This is a genomic window from Amycolatopsis sp. BJA-103 (genome assembly GCF_002849735.1).
In the GTDB taxonomy this organism is placed as follows: Bacteria; Actinomycetota; Actinomycetes; order Mycobacteriales; family Pseudonocardiaceae; genus Amycolatopsis.
In genome coordinates, this window is record NZ_CP017780.1 from 570,863 (window position 1) to 585,252 (window position 14,390).

Here is a 14,390-nt window from a genome sequence, read left to right on the forward strand (position 1 = left end):
CCGAAGAGCCCGATGTGTCGGCATCGGTTGTATCGAAGGAATTGCCGAGAGTAAGCGTACCTTTGTTGATCGAATGGGGGTTCCGGCGAAAAGGCTAAATCGCGGCCCCTTCCGGGCGCGTGGCGCGCGTCACTGTCACGTCCTCGCGGACCGTCTCGTCCACCTTCCGACCGCAAATCGCACCGAGGAGGACACCATGCCGCGCATTCCCGCCGTCAAGACCACCGAAGCCGGCTTCATGCTGAAGCTGTTCTACAAGTTCGCCGGGAAGCGCTTCGGTGCCGTGCCCGAGCCGCTGGCGGTCTCGGCGCACCACTCGGCCCTGCTTCGCGCGAGCGGGCTGCACGAAATGCTGGTCGAGAAGGCCAGCAAGGCCCTGCCGCCGAACGTGCGCGAGCTGGCCGTGTACCGGGTCGCGACGCAGCTCGGCTGCGCGTGGTGCATCGATTTCGGGACCATGCTGCAGATGCACGAGGGGCTCGACATCGAACGGCTGAAGAAGATCGACGACTACGCGAAGTCGCCCGCCTTTACCGAGCAGGAACGGCTCGCGCTCGCCTATGCCGACGCGATGACCGCGAGCCCGGTGACCGTCACCGACGAGCAGGTCGCCGGGCTGGAACGCGAGTTCGGCCGCAAGGGCGTCATCGAGCTGACCTACCAGATCGGGCTCGAGAACATGCGTGCCCGGATGAACAGCGCGCTCGACATCACCGCGCAGGGGTTCACCTCGGGCGACGCCTGCCGGATCCCGCTTCCCTGATCAGCTGCCGGCGCGGGACCGCGCGGTGGTGAGCTTGTCCGGGTTCGCCATGTCGTAGATCGCGACGATCTTCCCGTCGTGGACGACGAACGCGTTGACGTGCTCGTCCAGCGCCCGGTACCCCGCCGAAGCGGCCTGCGGCGGGATGTAGAGCCCGAGGTCGCCGTTGACCAGCGCGAGCCTCGCCTGCTCGATCCCGGCCGGGTCGTACATCCGCATGAGTCCCTGGAAGAGCCGGGTGACCTTGTCGAACCCGGTGACCGTGTGCACCGCCGTGCGCGCCTTGCCGCCGCCGTCGCCGACCAGGACGACGTCCGGGTGCAGGACCTCGGCCACCGCCTGGATGTCGCCGGTGAGCATCGCGGTCATGAACCGCTCGATGATCCGCTGCTGCTCGGCCAGCACCGTCCGGGGCGGCGGATCGGCGTCGGCGAGCGCCCGGCGGCCGCGGGAACCGTGCTGGCGCGCGGCTTCCGCGGTGCAGCCCAGGATTTCGGCGATCTCGCCGAACGGCACCGAAAACGCGTCGTGCAGGACGAACGCGACGCGCTGCTCCGGGGTCAGCCGGTCGAGGACCACCATCGCCGCCATCCGCATGCCGTCGTCGCGGACGGCGATGGCCAGCGGGTCCTCTGACGGCGGTGTGCCCAGCGGGCCGAGGACCGGCTCGGGCAGCCATTCGCCCACGTACCGCTCGCGGCGGACCACCGCCGACCGCAGCCGGTCCAGGCAGATCCGGCTGACGACGGTGGTCAGCCAGCCCTTGTGGTCCTCGATGGCCGAACGGCGTTGCTCGTCGAGGCCGCTCAGCCGCAGCCAGGACTCTTGGACGGCGTCCTCGGCGTCGGTCAGCGCGCCGGTGAGCCGGTAGGCGACCGACACCAGGTGGGGACGCAGGGTGGCGAACTTCCCGGCGAGTTCGTCCAGTGCGGTGCTCATAACCCGAGTGTGCCGCACGGCGGTCCGGGGGAAGGGCAAGTGAGGGGAAGGTCAAAGGTGTTCCGGTCGCGGTGGCCCATCGACCGGCCTTGCCCGGACACGGCCTAGAGTGGAGGCGTGGCAGGACGGATTCGGGATAGCGACATCGCGGAGGTGCGCGAGCGCAACCGGATCGACGAGGTCATCGGCGACTATGTGGCGCTGCGCAGCGCCGGTGGCGGCAGCCTGAAGGGCCTCTGCCCGTTCCACAACGAGAAGACCCCGTCGTTCAACGTGCGCCCCACCCACGGCACCTTCCACTGCTTCGGCTGTGGCGAGGGCGGCGACGTGATCAAGTTCATCCAGAAGATGGACCTGATCTCCTTCGTGGAAGCCGTCGAGCGGCTCGCGGATCGCGCGGGGTTCCGGCTGACCTACGAAGGCGGCGGCGGAAGCGTCCAGCGCGATCGCGGCACCCGCGCCCGGCTGATCGAAGCGCACCGCGCCGCCCAGGAGTTCTACGCCGAGCAGCTGCTCACCCCGGACGCGCGCACGGCGCGGGACTTCCTGTCCGAACGGGGTTTCGACGCGGCCGCCGCGCAGACGTTCGGCTGCGGGTACGCGCCCGCCGGCTGGGACAAGCTCACCAAGCACCTGCTCAACCGCGGGTTCGAGGTCAAGGAACTGCTCACGGCCGGACTGGCCAAGGAAGGGCAGCGCGGGCCGATGGACCGGTTCAACCGGCGGCTGCTCTGGCCCATCCGCGACGTCGGCAACGAGGTGGTCGGGTTCGGCGCGCGGCGCCTGTACGACGACGACCGGGTCTCGGCGAAGTACCTGAACACCGCGGAATCGCCGATCTACAAGAAGTCACAGGTCATGTTCGGCCTCGACCTGGCCAAACGCGAGATCGCGAAGCGGCACCAGGTCGTCGTGGTCGAGGGCTACACCGACGTGATGGCGATGCACGCCGCCGGGGTTCCGACGGCCGTCGCGTCGTCGGGAACGGCGTTCGGCGAGGACCACATGAAGGTGCTTCGCCGGCTGATGATGGACGACGACGCCTTCCGCGGCGAAGTGATCTTCACCTTCGACGGTGACGAAGCGGGCCAGAAGGCGGCGTTGAAGGCTTTCGAGGGCGATCAGACCTTCGCCGGGCAGACCTACATCGCGGTCGCCCCCGACGGCATGGACCCCTGCGAGCTGCGGCTCGCCAAGGGTGACACCGCGGTGCGCGATCTGGTCGCGCGGCGGATCCCGCTGTTCGAGTTCGCGATCAAGAGCATGCTCAAGGCCTTCGACCTCGACTCCGTCGACGGTCAGGTCGCGGCGCTGCAGAAGACCGTCCCGATGGTCGCGGGCATCAAGGACCGCGCCAGCCGTGACGGCTACGCGTCGAAACTCGCCTGGTGGGTCGGCTGGCAGGACGCGGCGCAGGTGGTGAACCGGGTCCGCGGCAGCGCGGGTGCCTCGGCGAAACGCTCCACCGCCGTCGACACCCGCCGGAACGCCCCGGCGGCCACCGCCGCCGCCGCGGAGGAGGACCTGCCGAGGCCCGCTCCCGGCGATCCGCGGTTCATCGCGCAGCGTGAAGCGCTCAAGGCGGCCCTGCAGCAGCCGATGCTCGCCGGGGCGGAGTACGACTCGCTCCCCGAGGAAGCGTTCACCCATCCGGTTTACGTCGCCGTCCACAAGGCGCTGCTGGCCGCCGGGGGTGCGGGTTCCGGGCTGACCGGGCCCGCCCTGCTCGACGCGGCCGCCCCGCATTGTCCACAGGGGACGGTGCGGCGGGTGCTCAGCGAGCTTTCGGTGGAACCGTTGCGCGCCAAGGGCGAGGTCGACTCGCGCTACATCTCCGCGCAGTTCGCGGCGGTGCAGGAAAGCCTGATCGGCCGTCAGATCAACGAGATCAAGTCGAAACTCCAGCGGCTTTCCCCGGTCGAGGCGCCGGACGACTACCGCGCGTTGTTCGGCGACCTCGTCGCGCTGGAGCAGTACCGGAAGGCGCTGAAGGAACAGGCCATCGGCGGATTGGACTGAGCATGGGCTGGCTGCGTCACCTGCTGGGTGACCGTGTCCCCGCGGACTTCGACGGTTCGCTGGACGACGGCGAGCACGTCGTCGGGAGCGCGGCGGTCGAGGGCGGCGGGTACCTGCTCGTCACGGCGCTCGGCCTGTGGGTCCCCGGCCCGCGCCGGGTCGGCTGGCATCTGGTCGGCAAGGCGGCGTGGTCCGACGGCGCGCTCACCCTCACCGAATCCGAGGAGACCGGGACAGCGGGGAAGGCCGTACTGCTGGCCGACAAGGCCCCTGTGCGGTTCAAGCTCGACCGGCCGGGCAAGGTCCCGATCCTGATCCGGCAGCGTGTCGACGGCTCGATCCGGGGGCGGCACCGCAAGGACCTCGGGACCGGGGGAGCGTGGTTCGTCGAGCGCAAGGTCCCCGGTCAGGACGGCACGGTGCTGCAGGTGCGGCCCGATCCGGGCACCGACGTCGACGTGATCACGGCGATCGCCGAGGAAGCGGCGGAGAAACTGGCCAAGCCCCGCGGCTAGCAGTACGCTCGTACTGTATCGCTGGGAGGCGCCATGTGGGATCCGGTCAAGTACCTCGACTACGCCGACCTGCGGGCCAGGCCGTTCCACGACCTCATCGCGCGGATACCGGCCGAGAAGCCCCGCCGGGTCGCCGACCTCGGCTGCGGACCCGGGAATCTGACCGCCGGCCTGGCGGAACGCTGGCCGGACGCGATCATCGAGGCGAGCGACAGTTCCCCCGAAATGGTCGAGGCCGCGCGCTCGCGAGGTGTCGACGCGAGGGTGTTGGACGTCAACGACTGGGTGCCCGAGCCGGACACCGACGTGGTCATCTCGAACGCGGTGCTCCAGTGGGTCCCTGAGCACCGTGTCCTGCTCCGGCGCTGGGTGGACCGCCTGCCGTCCGGGGCGACACTCGCGTTCCAGGTCCCCGGCAACTTCGACGCCCCCTCGCACGCCCTGGTCCGCGCCCTCGCGCGTACCGAGGAGTGGGCTCCGCGCCTCGCCGACGTCGTCCTGAGGGAGAACGAGGCCGTCGACAGCCCGCTCGGCTACGGGAACCTGCTCGCCGACGCGGGGTGCGCCGTCGACGCCTGGGAGACGACGTATCTGCAGCGCCTGACCGGCGAGGACGCCGTGCTCGAATGGATCACGGGCACCTCGCTGCGGCCGGTGAAGGAGGCCCTCCCCGGGGACGACTGGGACCACTTCCGCGCGCAGATCGCCCGCAAGCTGGACGAGGCCTACCCGCCGCGCCCCGACGGGACCACCTGGTTCGAGTTCCGGCGGGTCTTCGTGGTCGCCGTCGTGGGCTGAAGGGGACTTTCCCCTCGTCAGACGCGGTGAAGGGGCCCTTCGCCGCGTCACATGCGGCGAAGGGCCCCTTCAGTCCGATTTAGCGCTGCGAAGACCGCCCGAACGTCTCACCGACCTTGGCGCGAGCGACCCCGGCGGCGCCCTGCACCATGGGGTGGTCAGCGATCTTGCGGTAGGTCCGCACGATCTGCTCGTACCGTCCCCGGCCGGCCTTCGCGCCCAACACGTAGCCCGCGGCCGCACCCAGCAGGAACATCTTCATCCGAGTCCACGCCTCCCGTTCGATCTTGCTCCGGCTGTCATTGTCCCTCAAAACGCGAGCTTGACGAGTCGCCGCCGAAAGTGGGGGTGGGTGTGCGGCGCCCGGAGGGCATGGGCTAAAGTTCTCTCATCGGTCGGAGCGATCCGGCCGGTGCGGAGCACAATCCCCTGTAGCTCAACTGGCAGAGCATTCGGCTGTTAACCGGAGGGTTCTTGGTTCGAGTCCAAGCGGGGGAGCACAAGCCCAGGCCAGGTGGCCTGGGCTTCTTCGTGTCCGGGGTGCGTGAGGCGCGGCTCGAAGCAGTGTTCCGAGCGCGTCGAGCCGACGCCGGGTCAGTCCCGGGGGGCTTGGGGCGGCCAGGCTGGTCGCGGGACACGCTGCCGACCCCGGCCCGGACCCGGTCAGCATAGTGGCGAGACAGCTGACCCAATAGAGTAGTTAGTCCCCACGAAGCGCCCGAAAGGGCGCGGTTCGCCGATTGCTTCTTCAATTCTAAACATTTCCCCCGGCGATGTTCGCGCTCTTGTCATGAATTCATTATTGGCATGCGATAAGCGGCCTGCATCTTTTCGAGTGAACAGGTCACGGTGCGGGTAGCGACCAATTCACGGTCGGCGACCATGGGAGGGGTAATACCGGCTCCAATGAGGGGTAGGTCGCGATGACTTGGCTTGGATGGGAAAGCCTCGGTGGAACTCTGACAAGCGATCCGGCGGTGGCGTCCTGGGCGTCCGGGCGGCTCGACGTGTTCGCGCGTGGTACGGATAACGCGTTGTGGCATAAGTGGTATCAGAACGGCTGGTCGGGTTGGGAGAGCCTGGGTGGTTTGCTGACGAGTGGGCCGGCGGTGGCGGCGTGGTCGGCGGGTCGGTTGGATGTTTTCGTCCGTGGTACGGATAACGCGTTGTGGCATAAGTGGTATCAAAATGGCTGGTCGGGTTGGGAGAGCCTGGGTGGTTTGCTGACGAGTGGGCCGGCGGTGGCGGCGTGGTCGGCGGGTCGGTTGGATGTTTTCGTCCGTGGTACGGATAACGCGTTGTGGCACAAGTGGTATCAAAATGGCTGGTCCGGTTGGGAGAGCCTCGGCGGAGTCCTCACCAGTGACCCAGCAGCGGTGTCCTGGGCGTCCGGGCGGCTCGATGTATTCGCGCGTGGTACGGATAACGCGTTGTGGCACAAGTGGTATCAGAACGGCTGGTCGGGCTGGGAGAGCCTCGGCGGCGTGCTCACCAGCTCTCCCGACGTCTCGTCCTGGGCATCGGGGCGGCTGGATGTCTTCGTCCGCGGCAACGACAACGCGATGTGGCACAAGTGGTACCAGAACGGCTGGTCCGGTTGGGAGAGTCTCGGCGGGGTCCTCACCAGTGGGCCCGCCGCGACGTCTTGGGGGCCGGACCGCATCGACACGTTCGTCTGCGGCACGGACAACGCTCTCTGGCACAAGTGGTGGGCGCGGGTACCGACGGTCCGGGTGCACACCAAGGTCCTCACCACTCCGAACGTCGCGGTGGGCACGGTGCTGCAGCGGATGCGCGAGGTGTACGGCACGGTCGGCGTCCACGTGCAGCACGCGTCCACCGAGAACCTGAACCTGCCCGCTCTCAACGACCTCGATGTCGGCGAGTGCGTACGCGGGCGAACCACGGCCGAACAGAACCAGCTCTATGCCAACCGGAACAACGCGGGCCCGAACGACGTCGTGGTCTACTTCGTCCGGACGACGGACCCGCCGTTCAACGGGTGCGCCGCTCATCCGGACGGGCGGCCGGGCGCAGTGGTCGCGCAGGGTGCGACGCAATGGACCTTCGGCCACGAGGTCGGCCACGTCCTCGGTCTCAACCACGTCAACGACAACAACCGGCTCATGACCGGCAACGGCACCGCGAACATCACCAACCCGCCGCCGGACCTGATCGCGGCCGAACGCGACACAATGGTGGCCAGTCCGTTCACTCAGGATCTGTGAGGAGTGCCTGATGGCAATCACTTTCGAGCAGGTGCGGTCAGCGTTGACCCCGGACGAGCCGGACTACCCGTCGGCCAAGGCACTGGGCGTGGAAGCCTTGCCGCACTTGAAGAGCATGGTCGAAGGCGGCGAGCCGATGCTCGCGGCCAAGGCCGTTTATCTGGCCAGCCTCATCGACGACGACGGAGTCGTGGACATCCTCATGGCCGCGGCGGCGAACTCGGAACCGTCCGTACGAGTGGCTGCGGCGGCGGGTTCCCGCAACCTCGCGCCGAGCCGGGCCGAGGTCGTCCAGGCCGCGCTGACCGATGACGACGACCCTGGCGTGCGGGCCAAGAACGCCAAGGCGGCCGGGCTCGACGACAACGAGATCTGGGAGGCCGCCGAGACCCCGGTCGCCGCCGCCGAACTGGAGCCGGAACCCCCGTCGACCGAGGGACGGATGCCCGGCGAGGCGGCCGCCGTTCCCGACGAGGCCGAAGGGTTGATGCCGGGCGAGGCGGAAGCGGTCCGCGGGCAGGTGGCCACCGAAGGCCTGATGCCGGGTGAGCGTCCGGCTGTCTGAGCGGCGCGCGCGTGAGCGGCTGTCGCCCCCACCCGGTCACCCAGCCCGGGTGGAGGGCGACTTCGGAACTCTTGGTGAGAAAGAACTTTCTGGCCCTGTTGGACGCAGGCAGTTGGCCGGAGCCGGTGGCCGGTGGTTGATCTCGGGCGATCGTGGCCGGGAACGAACCAGGTTCTGTCGCGCGTATGACGGCCGCCGAGGGGTGAAACGAAGTCTCGTCGGGGAGCGACCAACCGCTATGACCGACAGCCGCCTGCCACTCGACCGCCCGGTGACCGTGGGGACGCTCATCGCGGACTCCGGACGGACGGCGAGTCCTCGTCTGACCGAATTTGTCGCGCTGGCGTCGGCGGCTCAAGAGCAGCGGCGAGACGCGGGCGCCAGTGGTACGAGCCGGATCACTCGATCTTCCGCGCTCTGGGTCCTCATGACGCTGGACGGCGGGATCAGGCACGCTTTGGAGCAACGCGGACCGGTTCTCGACGAACTCGGCGGCATTCTGTCCCTCACCGCATCACCTCGGTTCGCTCTCGAAAGAAGCGGAGAGGTGCATGAAGACTTCGCCTTGGCTTTGAGCGCGTACCTGGGGTCGCTTCCCCGTGAACAGCAGGTGGTCGACATCGTCGACATCGCCATCGCGATCATGAGGTCGGCCCACGAGCCGGGTGGCCTGCTGCCCCAGCGGCTCGCCATGCTGAAGGTCTCGGCCGACGAGGCCCTGAGGCGGCTCTCCCGGCTTATGGACACAGGCTCGACGAAGCCTCGATCGAGCACCTGGCACTGGGAGCTGTCCCGCAGTATGCGGGCCGTGGCGGAAGATTTTCCCGATTCCGCGGAGACGACCGCGTTCGACATCGTCTTCGCGATCGCGCGGCGGCATCCGGAATACGCCGATGGCCGACTCGCGACGGAGAATCTCGTCGTGTCACATTCGGCAAAGCGTCGTACCTGGAACGGATGGGCCGAATCCGTCGCTTCCTGGTATGACGCCGAAATCGTCGCGCGGACCCGGCACAAGCTACTCGACGGGCATTTGTTCCTGCTCGCTCTGGCTCACGAAGACGCCGCACTCCGGTCCGCGCTTCAGCTCAACGGGACCTGGAGTCCCCTGATCCTGGAGATCGACGATGCCGTGGCGCCTCCCGGGTCTCGCTTGTGGCCGGTGCTGAACGATGTCCAGTTCGCGTACGGCTATCGGAACGACGGGGCGAGCGGGGACGACCAACTCGGTATCCAAGGTGACGTGAACGCCCTTGCCGAGATGATCATCGACCCGAAGGTGAAACCACCGCTCTCGATCGGCTTGTTCGGGAAATGGGGTACCGGCAAGAGCTTCTTCATGGAGAAGATGCGTCAGCGTATCGGCGAACGGACAGCCGGGCGCGGCGACGACGAGTCCGCCGTGGTGCAGATCCGGTTCAATGCCTGGCACTACACCGACACCAGTTTGTGGGCGAGCCTGGCGATCGAAATCTTCGAGCGCCTCGCCGATCCTGAACCAGCGGACGCCGCCAAACGAGATGACTGGCTCCGCGACCATGGGGACCAGTACCGCGATGAGCGCAAGGCATTACTGACTCAGCTCGAGACCTACCGCGACGCGAAGTCGGTGCTGGACGCCGACTGTTCGCAGTTGGAAGCCGAGCGCGCACAACTCGTCAAGCGGCGTGAAAAAGCCGACCAGAGATACCGGAAGGCGATCGCGGGAGCCAAGCTCACCGACGTCGCCGTCGAGCTCGCGAAGAACGCCGAGGTACGAGAGGAGCTCGGCAAGATCAAGGTGGAGCTCGGGCTTGAACCGGCGATCGAGGACCTCACCGAGCTGGGCAAGGAACTCCGCACGACGGCCGGCTACCTGCCAGCGATCTGGCGCCTCGTCGGCCACAAAACCCTGTCTGTCGCCTTCGCCGCGGCGTTCGGCGTGCTGACCGTCGTGACGATCGCGCTCGCGGCGAGGGGCGGCCCGGCCTGGCTGGGGTCACTGGCGGGCTCCGTCGGGTCGATCGTCGTGGCCGTCCAACTGGTTCGCCCGGCGGCGCAGCGGGTGAACACCGCTCTCGGGTATATCGAGAAGGCGATCCGGATCGCTTCGACGGTCAGGGCCGCGTCGCGGACGGCCCGAAGTCGCGAGGAGCGTGTCCTCGACCTGAAACTGGCCGAGGTCGATCGCGAGATCGCCGAGACGACGCAGTCGGTCACGTCGCTCAACGAAAAGATCGCGACGGTCAAGGCCACCGCCGATGCGCTCACCGTCGGCCGGAAGCTCTACGAATTCTTGAACGACCGCGCTTCGGGTTACCAGAAACATCAGGGTGTGGTCGGCATGCTGCACCGTGACTTCCGGTTCCTGAATTCCTTGCTGCGCGACCACGAGAGAAGCGCGCGGGGCGGCGTCAGGCCAATCGGGCGGGTCGTGCTCTACATCGACGACCTCGACCGGTGCCCGCCGGCGAAGGTCCTCGAAGTGCTGGAGGCTGTCCACCTCCTCCTCGCGCTGGAGCTTTTCGTGGTCGTGGTCGGCGTGGACCCGCGCTGGCTGCAGAACAGCCTTCGGCATCAATACCGGGACCTCGCGGGCGGCGGCGATCCCCGCACCGATTCCTACCTGGGCAGCATGCCGATCGAGTATCTGGAGAAGATCTTCCAGATCCCGCTCACCTTGCCGGTCATGGAGCCGGATGCTTACGCTCAGTTGATCGGGAACATCGCCGGCCTCGCACCGAAGCAGCGGTCCCGAGAGGACACCTCCGCCCCGGCTCACGGGGAAGTGCCACGCGAGTCGTCCGATGGGCAGCGGGCGCCCACCCGCGCACCGCTGGAGGTGCAGCCCGGCTCCGCGGCGGCCGGCCATACGGGAGAACGCCTCGATCTCACCCGGCCCGAGGTCGAGTTCGCGCAGGGACTCGGCATGCTGGTGAACAGTCCGCGGTCGGCGAAGCGCCTGATGAACACTTATCGGCTGATCCGGGCGACTCGGCACGCCGGGCCGCGGTCGCGCTTTCTCGGCGGTGACGGGCGTCCCGGCGAATACCAGGCCGTCCTGACCTTGCTCGCGGTCGTCGCCGGCCACCCGACGCTGGCGGATCGCCTGCTGCGCGCCCTGGAGGACGCGGGCAAGGCCGGCGTCGAGGGCTGGGACGAGTTCCTCCGGGAACTGGCCCCGGGAACGTCCGACGACGAGGCCGGCCGCTTGCTTCCCCCGGGAATCACGGGACAGCGTCACGAGCTCGCGGAATGGACCAGCCTGCACCACGGCCTCACGACGAGCCGGCGGCCGGAGATGTCCGACGACCTCGAGGGTTATCAGCGGTGGGGCAGAGTGGTCGCGCGGTTCAGTTTCAACCTTTGAGCCGGGTCTTAGGCACTGCCTCGGACGATGAACGGGCTCGACTCACGAGTCGTTTCCTCGACAGCCTCTGCCGAGCCGGCCTGAGCACTGAGGAACGGTCGCACCTGCTGACCGGTGACCTAATCGGTTTGCTCGACCCCGAACCCAGCCCGCCTGTGGATCACCCTGAAATGGGTAGGGCGAAGCGGCGGTGATCACCCGGCGGCGGTCAACCGGGGCTGCCGCGGGAAAGCGTTCCGGTAGGCGCCCGGCGAGACCCCGACCTGCTTGAGGAAATGGTGGCGCAGGTTGTTCGCCGTGCCGAGACCGCTGAGTTCCGCGATCTTCTCCACCGGCAAGTCCGTCGATTCCAAGAGGCTCTGCGCCTGGGAAAGCCGCTGGGAGAGCAGCCATTGGAGCGGTGTCGTACCGGTGGCCTGCTGGAGGCGCCGGTAGAAGGTCCGGCGGCTCATCATGGCGCGCCGTGCGAGATCCTCGATCGTGAACGGACGGTCGAGGTTCGCCCGCGCCCAGTCGAGGACCGGCGCCAGTCCTTGATCGTCGGTGGCGGGGACGGACAGATCGATGAACTGGGCCTGCCCGCCCGGCCGGTGCGCGGGCACGACCATCCGGCGGGCCAGCTGGTTCGCCACATGCGCCCCGAGATCGCGGCGGACCAGATGCAGGCACAGGTCCAGACCGGCGGTCATCCCGGCGCTGGTGAGCACGTCGCCGTCGTCCACGTAGAGCACGGAGTCGTCGACTTCGACTTCGGGGAAGCGTTCGGCCAGCTGGGCGGTGTGCATCCAGTGCGAGGTGGCGCGGCGGCCGTCGAGCAGTCCGGCCTCGGCGAGCGCGAAGGCGCCGGAGCACAGGGAAACCATCCGGGCTCCCGCGTCGTGGGCGCGGCGTAGCGCGGAGATCAGCTCGGGCGAGACCGGCGCGCCGTCGCTGAGGACGTCGTCCGGTACCGACGACACGATGACCGTTTCGGCACCCACGATGTCGTCCAGCCGGTACGGGGTGCGCAACGCGAAGCCCGGGGCGGCTTCCACCGCCCGGTCCCCGGTTCGGCACAACCGCAGGTCGTACCAGGGGTCGGCCAGATCGGGCTGGGGCATCCCGAAAACGGTGGCGGGGATGCTCACCTCGTACAGGTCCCAGAAGGCGATCCCGATCTCCTCGGGGACGACCAGGGCGACCGAACCAGCGCTCATGGCCTCATCCTATGGCACGAATTTGGTGCTTCCGGTCATCTGTGTCACTGGTAGCGGGAAGCCGGCGTCGCGAGGCTGGGCACATGAGCACAACACCTGAACGCGTCACCGTCATCGGCCTCGGCAATCTGGGCCGTGCGCTGGCCGAGACCTTCCTTCGCCACGGCCATCCCACGACCGTCTGGAACCGCAGCGCGGACAAGGCGGACGCGCTCGTCGCGGCCGGGGCGAAGGCGGCTGACACGGCCGCGGAGGCGATCGCGGACGGCGATCTCGTGATCGTCGCGCTGCTGGATTCCACCGTCGCCCGGCAGATCCTCGCCGATGCGGCCGACGCGGTCGCCGGACGAGCGCTGGTCAATGTCACCTCCGGCGGGCCGGAGGACGCGCGCGAGCTGGCCGCGTGGGCGGCCGAACACGGGGCCGAGTATCTCCACGGAGCCGTTTACGCGGTGCCGCAAACGATCGGCACCACCGAATCGTCAATCAGCTACAGCGGTTCTGAGGCCGTCCACCGGCGTTGGCAGACCCGGCTGGAGTTGGCGGGGAAAGGCACTTTCCTCGGCACCGACGCCGGTCTCGCCTCGGGGTACGACGTCGCCATTCTCGCCGGGATGTACGGCATGATCGGCGGTTTCCTGCACGCCACGGCGATGGCCTCGGCCGCCGGGGTCCGTGCCACCGAACTGACGCCGATGCTGTTGTCCTGGCTGGCGGATTCGTTCCCGGCACTGTCCACTTTCGCCGAAGAGATCGACGGCGGCGGATACACCGGCGGCGAGTCCAGTTTGGCCATGAACCAGGCGGGGCTGGCCACGATCGTCCGCGCCAGCCAGGACCTGGGCGTCCCGGCGGGCACGCTGCTCCCGGTCAAGGAGCTGATCGACCGGCAGATCGCCGACGGGCACGGCGCGGCCAGTCTTTCGCGCGCCGTCGAGTCCTTCCGGAGCGCCGCGTGAGCACGACGACCCGAGACTTCGGCGAACTGGCAGCCGAGTTCGACACCTACGTCGGAGCGATCAACTACGCCACGATGGTGACCGTCGACGCGGAGAACCGCCCTCGGACCCGGGTCCTCATCCCGGTGTGGGAGAAGGTCGACGGCCGGCCGCTCGGCTGGCTGGCCACCTACCGGACCCCGGTCAAGGCTGCCCACCTCGAAGGCAACCCGCACACCAATTTCTCTTACTGGGCACCGGGGAACAACTCGGTGGCGGTGGACGCGACCGCCGTCTGGGACAACGAGCTCCCGGTCAAGGAACACGTGTGGGATCTGTACCGCAGGACCAGCCCTCGCGGCGCGGGTTATCCGCTCGGCAACTTCTGGACGGCCCCGTCGGATCCGAAGCTGCACGTGCTGCGCCTGACCCCGTGGCGGATCCAGGTGATCCGCGGCGCCGATCTGCGCAGCCGGATCTGGCGGGCGGCCTGATCCGCCCGTGAGTTCTCCGTTTTCTTGCGTGGTGTGTCACGTCTCGTGACACCGGCGGGTGTCAGCCCGCCGATCCCGTGAAGGCCGGTTACGCTCGCCAGCATCGCTCATGCGGATGATCTACCGCTTGACCTGGTGAAAGGCTCTTCATGGCTCAGAAAGTCGTCGTCCAGATCGTGGACGACCTGGATGGTGGGACCGCGACACAGACCGTTCCCTTCGCGCTCGATGGTGTCTCGTACGAGATCGACCTGTCGGACTCGAACGCCGAGGCGCTGCGCGGGGAACTCGCGCAGTACGTCGAGGCGGGCAAACGCGTCGGCGGGCGCCGGGTCAAGGTCGCGGCCGGGCAGACCACGGTGGCGGGTATCGCCGACGGTGCGAAGAAGCCGGTCGACCGCGAGCGCAACCAGGCCGTGCGGGCCTGGGCGGGCGAAAACGGGTACTCGATCGCCGAGCGCGGCCGGATCCCGAACGAGATCTACGAGGCTTTCGACGCCGCGGAGCCGGAGCTCGTCGAGGACGAGCCGGCCAAGCCCGCGCGCAAGCGTTCGCCCCGCAAGAAGTAAGCCGCCGGTTCGTTTGT

General features: G+C 68.2%; 13 protein-coding genes and 1 tRNA gene. 11 read left to right on the forward strand and 3 right to left on the reverse strand.

Annotated features, from left to right (window positions below):
- Window positions 1-196 precede the first annotated feature (196 nt).
- Entirely contained in the window at window positions 197-763 is a 567-nt protein-coding gene (locus tag BKN51_RS02725; RefSeq protein ID WP_101606105.1) for a carboxymuconolactone decarboxylase family protein, read from the forward strand.
- Here the strand turns inward: BKN51_RS02725 and BKN51_RS02730 are convergent, their stop codons facing one another.
- Window positions 764-1,702, reverse strand: coding sequence for a sigma-70 family RNA polymerase sigma factor (locus BKN51_RS02730; RefSeq protein ID WP_101606106.1), 939 nt, complete (start codon window positions 1,700-1,702; stop codon window positions 764-766).
- Between the two features lie 117 nt (window positions 1,703-1,819).
- Here BKN51_RS02730 and dnaG point away from each other — a divergent pair, with 117 nt between their 5' ends.
- Genes dnaG through BKN51_RS02745 form a run of 3 tightly spaced genes read left to right on the forward strand, consistent with a single transcriptional unit; the run spans window position 1,820 to window position 5,034 of the window.
- Window positions 1,820-3,721 carry a DNA primase gene (gene dnaG, locus BKN51_RS02735; protein ID WP_101606107.1) on the forward strand — a complete coding sequence of 634 codons (1,902 nt, stop codon included), beginning with the start codon at window positions 1,820-1,822 and terminating at the stop codon, window positions 3,719-3,721.
- Between the two features lie 2 nt (window positions 3,722-3,723).
- Window positions 3,724-4,236 carry a hypothetical protein gene (locus BKN51_RS02740; RefSeq protein ID WP_101606108.1) on the forward strand — a complete coding sequence of 171 codons (513 nt, stop codon included), beginning with the start codon at window positions 3,724-3,726 and terminating at the stop codon, window positions 4,234-4,236.
- Between the two features lie 33 nt (window positions 4,237-4,269).
- The gene (locus tag BKN51_RS02745; protein WP_101606109.1) at window positions 4,270-5,034 is read left to right on the forward strand and encodes a trans-aconitate 2-methyltransferase; all 765 of its coding nucleotides are present in this window, start codon (window positions 4,270-4,272) and stop codon (window positions 5,032-5,034) included.
- Window positions 5,035-5,113: 79 nt separating this feature from the next.
- Here the strand turns inward: BKN51_RS02745 and BKN51_RS02750 are convergent, their stop codons facing one another.
- Complete coding sequence (locus BKN51_RS02750; RefSeq protein ID WP_233224131.1) at window positions 5,114-5,347, reverse strand: hypothetical protein; 234 nt, start codon at window positions 5,345-5,347, stop codon at window positions 5,114-5,116.
- 112 nt (window positions 5,348-5,459) lie between these two features.
- Between BKN51_RS02750 and BKN51_RS02755 the strand changes: the two genes are divergently transcribed.
- The 4 genes from BKN51_RS02755 to BKN51_RS02770 all read left to right on the forward strand — a co-directional run bounded on the left by BKN51_RS02755 (window position 5,460) and on the right by BKN51_RS02770 (window position 11,176).
- Window positions 5,460-5,532 (forward strand) — tRNA-Asn (locus tag BKN51_RS02755).
- 425 nt (window positions 5,533-5,957) lie between these two features.
- Window positions 5,958-7,262 carry a hypothetical protein gene (locus BKN51_RS44630; protein ID WP_101606111.1) on the forward strand — a complete coding sequence of 435 codons (1,305 nt, stop codon included), beginning with the start codon at window positions 5,958-5,960 and terminating at the stop codon, window positions 7,260-7,262.
- Window positions 7,263-7,272: 10 nt separating this feature from the next.
- Window positions 7,273-7,827, forward strand: coding sequence for a hypothetical protein (locus BKN51_RS02765; protein ID WP_101606112.1), 555 nt, complete (start codon window positions 7,273-7,275; stop codon window positions 7,825-7,827).
- 238 nt (window positions 7,828-8,065) lie between these two features.
- Window positions 8,066-11,176, forward strand: a complete 3,111-nt coding sequence (locus BKN51_RS02770; protein ID WP_101606113.1) for a P-loop NTPase fold protein — start codon at window positions 8,066-8,068, stop codon at window positions 11,174-11,176.
- 194 nt (window positions 11,177-11,370) lie between these two features.
- Here BKN51_RS02770 and BKN51_RS02775 read toward each other — a convergent pair whose 3' ends face one another.
- Window positions 11,371-12,372: a GlxA family transcriptional regulator gene (locus BKN51_RS02775; RefSeq protein WP_101606114.1), complete on the reverse strand. Its 1,002-nt coding sequence runs from the start codon at window positions 12,370-12,372 to the stop codon at window positions 11,371-11,373.
- Window positions 12,373-12,455: 83 nt separating this feature from the next.
- Between BKN51_RS02775 and BKN51_RS02780 the strand changes: the two genes are divergently transcribed.
- From BKN51_RS02780 to BKN51_RS02790, 3 genes are all read left to right on the forward strand, one after another.
- The gene (locus BKN51_RS02780) at window positions 12,456-13,331 is read left to right on the forward strand and encodes an NAD(P)-dependent oxidoreductase (RefSeq protein ID WP_101606115.1); all 876 of its coding nucleotides are present in this window, start codon (window positions 12,456-12,458) and stop codon (window positions 13,329-13,331) included.
- Window positions 13,328-13,804, forward strand: a complete 477-nt coding sequence (locus BKN51_RS02785) for a pyridoxamine 5'-phosphate oxidase family protein (RefSeq protein WP_101606116.1) — start codon at window positions 13,328-13,330, stop codon at window positions 13,802-13,804. Before BKN51_RS02780 ends, BKN51_RS02785 begins: the two co-directional genes overlap by 4 nt.
- Window positions 13,805-13,953: 149 nt before the next feature.
- Window positions 13,954-14,373 (forward strand): histone-like nucleoid-structuring protein Lsr2, encoded by a 420-nt coding sequence (locus BKN51_RS02790; protein WP_101606117.1) that lies wholly within the window; start codon window positions 13,954-13,956, stop codon window positions 14,371-14,373.
- The last annotated feature ends 17 nt before the right edge of the window (window positions 14,374-14,390 follow it).

Excerpts from the sequence above, each read along its gene's own strand:
- BKN51_RS02730 (WP_101606106.1), bottom strand. The coding sequence starts at position 1,702 with ATGAGCACCGCACTGGACGAACTCGCCGGGAAGTTCGCCACCCTGCGT.
- BKN51_RS02770 (WP_101606113.1), top strand. The coding sequence starts at position 8,066 with ATGACCGACAGCCGCCTGCCACTCGACCGCCCGGTGACCGTGGGGACG.
- BKN51_RS02745 (WP_101606109.1), top strand. The coding sequence starts at position 4,270 with ATGTGGGATCCGGTCAAGTACCTCGACTACGCCGACCTGCGGGCCAGG.
- BKN51_RS02765 (WP_101606112.1), top strand. The coding sequence starts at position 7,273 with ATGGCAATCACTTTCGAGCAGGTGCGGTCAGCGTTGACCCCGGACGAG.
- BKN51_RS02740 (WP_101606108.1), top strand. The coding sequence starts at position 3,724 with ATGGGCTGGCTGCGTCACCTGCTGGGTGACCGTGTCCCCGCGGACTTC.
- BKN51_RS02790 (WP_101606117.1), top strand. The coding sequence starts at position 13,954 with ATGGCTCAGAAAGTCGTCGTCCAGATCGTGGACGACCTGGATGGTGGG.
- BKN51_RS44630 (WP_101606111.1), top strand. The coding sequence starts at position 5,958 with ATGACTTGGCTTGGATGGGAAAGCCTCGGTGGAACTCTGACAAGCGAT.
- BKN51_RS02725 (WP_101606105.1), top strand. The coding sequence starts at position 197 with ATGCCGCGCATTCCCGCCGTCAAGACCACCGAAGCCGGCTTCATGCTG.
- BKN51_RS02775 (WP_101606114.1), bottom strand. The coding sequence starts at position 12,372 with ATGAGCGCTGGTTCGGTCGCCCTGGTCGTCCCCGAGGAGATCGGGATC.
- BKN51_RS02780 (WP_101606115.1), top strand. The coding sequence starts at position 12,456 with ATGAGCACAACACCTGAACGCGTCACCGTCATCGGCCTCGGCAATCTG.